6 protein-coding genes and 1 pseudogene are annotated in these 6469 nt (G+C 66.7%); all 7 read right to left on the bottom strand.

The genetic code is table 11. The features are described 5' to 3' along the window. Positions 1-38 precede the first annotated feature (38 nt). Positions 39-677: a hypothetical protein gene (locus AC2VOU_RS08455; protein WP_486956968.1), complete on the bottom strand. Its 639-nt coding sequence runs from the start codon at positions 675-677 to the stop codon at positions 39-41. A 21-nt stretch (positions 678-698) separates the two neighbouring features. After that, positions 699-1970, bottom strand: a complete 1272-nt coding sequence (locus tag AC2VOU_RS08450) for an MlaD family protein (protein ID WP_486956967.1) — start codon at positions 1968-1970, stop codon at positions 699-701. Then, entirely contained in the window at positions 1967-3088 is a 1122-nt protein-coding gene (locus AC2VOU_RS08445) for an MCE family protein (protein ID WP_486956966.1), read from the bottom strand. The genes AC2VOU_RS08450 and AC2VOU_RS08445 overlap by 4 nt, the downstream gene beginning before the upstream one ends. Further along, positions 3085-4200 (bottom strand): MCE family protein, encoded by a 1116-nt coding sequence (locus AC2VOU_RS08440; protein WP_486956965.1) that lies wholly within the window; start codon positions 4198-4200, stop codon positions 3085-3087. Before AC2VOU_RS08440 ends, AC2VOU_RS08445 begins: the two co-directional genes overlap by 4 nt. Beyond that, complete coding sequence (locus tag AC2VOU_RS08435) at positions 4197-5222, bottom strand: MCE family protein (protein WP_486956964.1); 1026 nt, start codon at positions 5220-5222, stop codon at positions 4197-4199. The genes AC2VOU_RS08440 and AC2VOU_RS08435 overlap by 4 nt, the downstream gene beginning before the upstream one ends. 5 nt (positions 5223-5227) lie before the next feature. Further along, positions 5228-6277: an MCE family protein gene (locus AC2VOU_RS08430; RefSeq protein WP_486956963.1), complete on the bottom strand. Its 1050-nt coding sequence runs from the start codon at positions 6275-6277 to the stop codon at positions 5228-5230. Beyond that, a pseudogene (locus AC2VOU_RS08425) lies at positions 6274-6469 on the bottom strand (MlaD family protein); the annotation flags it as partial. The pseudogene AC2VOU_RS08425 and the gene AC2VOU_RS08430, both read right to left, overlap by 4 nt.

Here is a 6469-nt window from a genome sequence, read left to right as displayed (position 1 = left end):
CATGAGAACACCCAGTTCACAAGGGCGCGAGCCCCTAATCAGTCACCGACACGATCCGAATCGGTCACACCAGACCCCCACCAAGTCGGAAGAGCCGGATTGACCGCGTTGGTGACCGATTGGTCGACGAACAGCAGTACCTCGACCTCGGTCTTAGCCGCCGATTTGACCGCCGCGTCGATCACGATGCCCTGACTCGCCGCTTTGTTGTCGATCAGAACCTGGCGCAGTTGGGCAGAGCCCTGGCTGTATTCGTCCTTGAATTCCCCGGTGGCACCATCGAGCACCTGCCGATAATTCGTGTCGATGTCGGTCGCGTCCAGCGTGGTCAGCGTGATGGCATAGCTGCGCGCGGCCGCCAGCGCTGAACGCGCCGCCGCGGCGGTGTCGTCGAGTTTCTTGACCCGCCAGCCCAGCACCGCCAACAGCGCCAGCGCCCCGACCAGCGCAACACCGGCCACCGTCGAGAGAACGCGCCGGCGCGACGGGCTGGATTCCGGAGGCGCGGCGGTCTCTCCGCCCTGATCGACCGCGGGGGTCTCACCGTCTTGCTCGTCGATCGCCGTGCCGGAGTCGGCGTCAGCTTCGGCGGCGGGTTGCCCGTCCACCGACTCGTCCGGCTCATCGTTCTCGGTGAGCTTGTCGAAGACATCTGTGGTTTTGGTCCGTTTGGCCACTGCTACTCCAGATAGGTTGTGCTAGTCCGGCACCCACACCGGCATCGGCGGCCCGGCGTAGTTGGTGGGCAAGGTGTACGGCGGGTAAATCGGCACCGGGTCGGTCCGCGCGATCGGGTCATACCCCGGTGGTGGGCCGGCGGTGTCGTCGCCCGGCGGCCGAGGCGCGTTGCGGGCGCCGCGGACCAATACCGACGGGTCGGGGTTGTTGCAGTAGGTGTACAGGTAGGGCTCGGGGAAGTCGGCCTGCGAAGGCGGCAACCGCGGGACACCGTAGTCGCAGCGATACTTGAAGTAGGTCTCGCCGACGCCCCAGATGCCACCGTCGTGGAAAACGGTGGCAACCCGGTCGATCATCGATCCGTGGTCGGGACGCCACAGATCCTGCAGTGCCGGGACTCGCAGGTACAACAGTTGCGAGAGCGTCGCCATGCTGCCCAGCAGCTGCACGATGTTCTCCCGGTTGTCGGCGATGAGGTTGTCCACGGCAGCCAACTGGCCGCCGGCCTGGTCGGTCAGCGTCCGGAACCCGGCATCCATCTGGTTGACGCCCCACAGGGTTTTTCTCAGGTCTGCCGAGGTGCGGCGCAGGCCCGGCGTGACGTCGGCGAGGGTGGTCAACACGACTCGGGTGTTGCGCAGCATGCTCACCGTCTCCGGGAGCACGCCGTCGAGTGTGGCAGCCAGCAAAACCGTGCCGTCCAGGATGGCCTTCAATTTACGCGGACCCTCACGCCCGACGCGGAGCTCACCGAACAGGGCGGCCAGCTTTGCCGGATCTACCTGCGCCAAGGCGCCGCGGCTGTCGTCGATGATCTGCGGCAGCAACACCGGGACGGTGACCTGGCTCTCGCCGAGCACCGTGCCGTCGGTCAGATAGGGTCCGCCGGCGTACTCCGGCCGGAAGTCCAGGTACTGCTCACCGGCCGCGGACAGGCCCGACACGTGCACGGGGCTGTCCCGGGGAATCCGCACGCCCGCGTTGATGGTGATCACCGCGTCCACACCCTTCTCGGTGAGCCCCACCGAGGCGACGCGACCGACCGGAACGCCGCGCACGGTGACGTCCTGGTTGGCCAGCAGCCCACCCGACTCCGGCAGCAGCACCCGCACCGAGATGTTCTGGCGGAACGGGTTCACGCGCAGACTGGCGGTCGCGATGTAACCGGCCGCCAGCGCGAAGGTGACGGCCAAGCCGATCGAGGCGGTCAGGACACGACGCCTGGCCACCGAGCGGACCAGGTCGACGATCGGTCGCGCCGGCCGCTCCAGCCAGTCAGCTGTGGCCGTCATCGTTGTGTCCCGTAGAGCAGGGCCGACAGCAAACCCCATTCGTATCGCAGGCTGCCGATCATCATGTGCCAGTCGGTCCCGTCCGACCAGTGGAATCCGGGGTCACCCGGGTAGTGGGCGTCGGGCCAGGGGCCAAGCGCGAGCTTCGCCAGGACCAGTTCGGCGTGCCCCGACGTCGAGTTGGTGGCCTTCATGATGAGTCCGATCAGCCGGTTGAACGACTTCAACGCGAGATCGGGGTCCACGGCGATCTCGTTGAACACGCCCGCAAGGCGGTTGAGGTCGGCAACCATACTGCGGGTGTCGGTTCCCTGGATGGACGGGAACCGGGACAGCTGGCCGGTGATGCGCGCGACTCCGTCGGCCAGGTCGGCTATCCGGGTGGCGTTGTCGGCGATCACCGCAAGCGCCGGCGCGGTGGCGGTCAGGCCTTCATCGAGCGAGTCCCGCCGGGCCGCCATCGCGGCCGCCAGCTCCGAGGTACGCCGCAGCGCGGTGTCCAACTGCGCTTGCCTCGCGGTCATCCGGGACAGCAGCGTGTCGGTCTGATCGAGCAGCGCCGCGAGTTTGCCGCCGCGTCCGCCCACCGCCTGACCCGCGCCGTTGACCATCGATACCAGATAGCGGATCGTGCCCCCGTTTACCAGCATCGCCATCGAGCCGAGCAGCTCTTCCACGGTCGGGGCGGCGGTGGTGGACCGCAGCGGGATGGTGTCGCCGTCGTGCAGCAACGCGGCATCCGGGTCCTGCTGCGGGCCGGGCCTGATCTGGACGAAGACGTCGCCGAGCAGGGTGGCTGCCCGGATCTCGGCGGTGGCGCCCAGATGAAGCGGCACATCCGCGTCGATCCGCATGTTCACCCGGGCGGTGAAATCTTGCGCCTGGATCGAGTCGACTTCGCCGATGTTGGCGCCGTACAGCTTCACCTTTGCCTTGGCCGGAAGGTTCAGCGCGTTGGAGAAGATCGCGGTCAGCGCATAACTTCGACCTCCGGCCTCGGGGGCGGGCAGCGGCAGTCCCTCCAGTCCGGCGGTCATCCCGCAGCCGGCCGACAACGTGACCGTCGCGGCGGCAAGCGCGCATCGCAGGCCCCGGCGGACGAGGTGTCTTTTGCTCACGGCGCACCGTCGATTCCGTTGCCCATCAGGTCGAGCATCTCGCCCAAGCCGAAATCCGGTCCGTAGTCCTTGAGTGTTCCGGTTGCGCAGGCCAGCTGTTTGAGCCCCATCAGGTTGCAGATCTCCTTGCTGAACAGGCTGTTGAAGATGATCTTGTCGACCAGAAAATGAACGCGGACGCTGCCGGCGGTCTCGTCGATGATGTTGTAGATGTTGTCGACCGTCAACGGCGCCACGTCGAGGAGCTCCTCCAGTTCCCGGCGGTAGTCGACGGTCGACGCGACAACGGTCCCGCTGTCGGTGAATAGGCTCTTCAGCTTCTCGCGTCGGCCCTCCAGTAGTCGGGCTGCCTCGGCGAGCAGCTGGTTGGCCTTGGCGCCGGTACTGCCCGACCCGAGGTCTTCGTCGGCCAGAATGTCGCTGAGTTGCCTTAGGCTGGAGCCGAATTCGCGGATCGCGGTGTCGTTGTCGGCCGCCGCCTGGGTTAGTTCGGCAACACTGGTGATGATCGTCTGGATGTTCTTTTTGCTGCGCTCGCCGTTATCGGATTCGATGCGCAGCGCCTGGGACAGCCGGTCCAGGGTCGCTTTGATGTCCCGCCCGTTGGCGACGCTGATCTGCGAGCCGAGGTTGACCAGATCGCCCAGCGGCCCGTGGCCGTTGTCGTCGCCGTGCAGCGCCTTGCCCAGCTTGTCCATCATGGCCAGGGTCCGGTCGAATTCCACCGGGGTGCGGGTGCGCCCCAGACTCAGCAGGTCGCCGTCCTTCAGCTTCGCGCCGCCGCGGTAGGGCGGGGTGAGCTCGACTTGGCGGTCGGTCAGAATCGAGCTGGATACCGTCACGGCCGTCACGTCAGCGGGGATCTCGACACTCTGGTCGATCGCGAGTTTGACCTCCACGTAGGTGTCTTTGGAGACGACGCTGGTCACCTTCCCGACCTGGATCCCCAGCACCGAGACCGCGTTGCCCACGTAGAGCCCAACGGCGTCCTCGAAGTGTGCGGTCACGGTGAGCTGCCGGGGCAGCAGCCGCGGAATCAGCACGGCCGCCGCGGCGGCGACCAGCGCGACGACGGCCGCCACCGCGACGATCAGCTTGGCGTGTCGGCTCATTCGCAGTCCTTGAAGTACTCGACCAGCTTGAACTGCGTGGCCCGGCTGCTGAGCGCGCACATCCACGAGTCGACGAACGGACCTGCCGGCACGTTGAGGTCGATGGTGTTGCCGCTGCCGGTCGCGTTGGCGAGGTTGCGCATGAGAACCGGCGCCGACTGCAAGATGTTGCGCAGCAATGCGTCGTGGTCGGCCATCATCCGCAAGAATTCCTGCGACTCGTCGATCAGCTGGGTGACCGCCGGTTCGTTGCCCAGAATGGTTCTGACTCGGTCGACCAGGGTGGTGGTGCTGGCGAAGAGGCGTTCCACCGCGTCGCGCCGGGTGGCCAGCTCATTGAGCAGGTCGCGTCCCTGCAGCACCAGCACCCCGAGGTCGGCCCGCTGGTCGCGCAGCATCCTGGTCACCGTGGCGGCGTTGGACAGCAGGCTGCCGAGTTGGTCCCGCCGTCCCGCGATGACGTCGGCCAGCGCTTGCAGATTGGCCAGCGCCGGCGGCAGCGCCTCGGGCAGACCCTGGATATTCGCGTTCAGCGTCTTCACCGATTCCACGACGCGCTCGGCATCGATCGGCCCGAAGGTGCTGGTCGCCCCGGCCAGGGTCTCTTGCAGGTCGTAGGGGACTTCGGTGTTGGCCAACGGTATCGTCTTGTGCGCGAGCTCGCCGGTCCCGCCCGGTGAGAGGGCCAGGTAACGCGCCCCCAGAATCGTCGTCAGTTTGATGGCGGACCGGCTCTGGTCGCCAACCGGGATGTCTTTGCGGACGTTGAACGTCACCACGACATGGTCGCCGGCCAGCCTCACCCCCTCGACGGCGCCGACCTGGATGCCCGCGACGGTGACCTGATTGCCCTTTTTGATCTGGGCGGCCTGGGCGAACTCCGCGTGGTAGCGCGTCTTGCCGATGCCCAGTCGGCCGAATAAGACGACGGCGGCCACCAGCACCGCGATGGTGAGCAGCGCGACCACCCCGAGCCAGGTCTTGTCATAGGACTCGATGGGTCGTTTGAATCGGTTCGGCATCCCGGTCACCTGCACATCTGGCTGTGCCAGACCTCGTTGTTGTTGCCTCGGGTGGCGGCCGCGACGAATCCGCGGAACCAGTAGAACAGCCCGCGCCAGAGGCTGAAGTCGAGATCGCAGCCGTATCCGTTGATGTAGCTGCCTTCCTGGGTGATACGGGCGACGCCCTTGATCAGGAACGGAAGGTTTGCCGCCATGTAGGCAAAGCGCTCCCGGCCGTCGCGTAGGCCGTAGTCGAGGAAACCGGGTTTGCGTTCGATCAACTCCTGCAGCTCAGGGGTGATGTTGTCGACGATCGTGGCGAGCCGCCCGGTCGTCGCGTTGATCGACCCGACCGACGCCACCAGTTGCTCCCGGCGGTTCGCCAATTCGGCCATCACTCCCCGGGACTGGTGGATCACGGCTTGCAGGTCGACGCTCTGCGCCGCCAGGCTCGTCATCAGCTGGTTCAGGTTGCTGATGAGATCGCCGAGCACCTGATCAGGTCCGGCCAACGTCTCCGCCAACGCCGACGCGTGGACGGTCAGCGCCAGGATCGAGCCCGAATCTCCTTGCAGCGCCTGGACCAAGGCGTCGGTTAGGTTGTCCACCTGCTCCGGGGCCAGCTGGGTGAACAGCGGTTCGAAGCCGTTGAGCATTGCCGAGGTGTCGAATGACGGGTTGGTGTGTTCCTCGGGGATCTGGCCGTGATTGGACAGCTTCTGGTGTTCACCGAATGGTCCCTGCGCCAGGCCGAGGTAGCGCTGCCCGATGACGTTCTGGTAGGTGATCGAGGCGACCGTGTCGGTGTACAGCGTCTGGTCGCGTTGCACCCGGAAGGTGACCTCGGCCAGAGTGCCGGCGAGCCTGGTTCGCTCCACCCGACCGACCCGGACCCCGGCAACGCGGACGTCGTCGCCGGGTACCAGGCCGGAGGCGTCGGCGAATATCGCCGAGTAGGAGTTCGTCGGACCCGCAACCTCGCGCTTCAGGGTGGCGAGCACCATCCAGGTGACGGCGACCGAGAAGGCCAGGAACACTGCCAGGCCGGTCAGCGCCTTGCGATACTTCCTCACCGGTCACCTCCCGGATCGGGTGCGATGTGTACGGTCGTACCACGCGCCACCGGCCCCAGCAGCAGAACCGTGGCCGCGGTCGCCGGTCCACCGACGATCCGGCTGAGCTGATCCTTCTCCTGGTGGCTGCCGACCGGCCCGACGTTGCCGCCGACGGGCGCCGACTGCGGTTGCGTGCCGTCCGGCGGCGCC

Source organism: Mycobacterium sp. TH-M25 (genome assembly GCF_057473665.1).
Note: the sequence above shows the minus strand (reverse complement) of the source record. Positions and strands in the feature narration are given on the sequence as shown.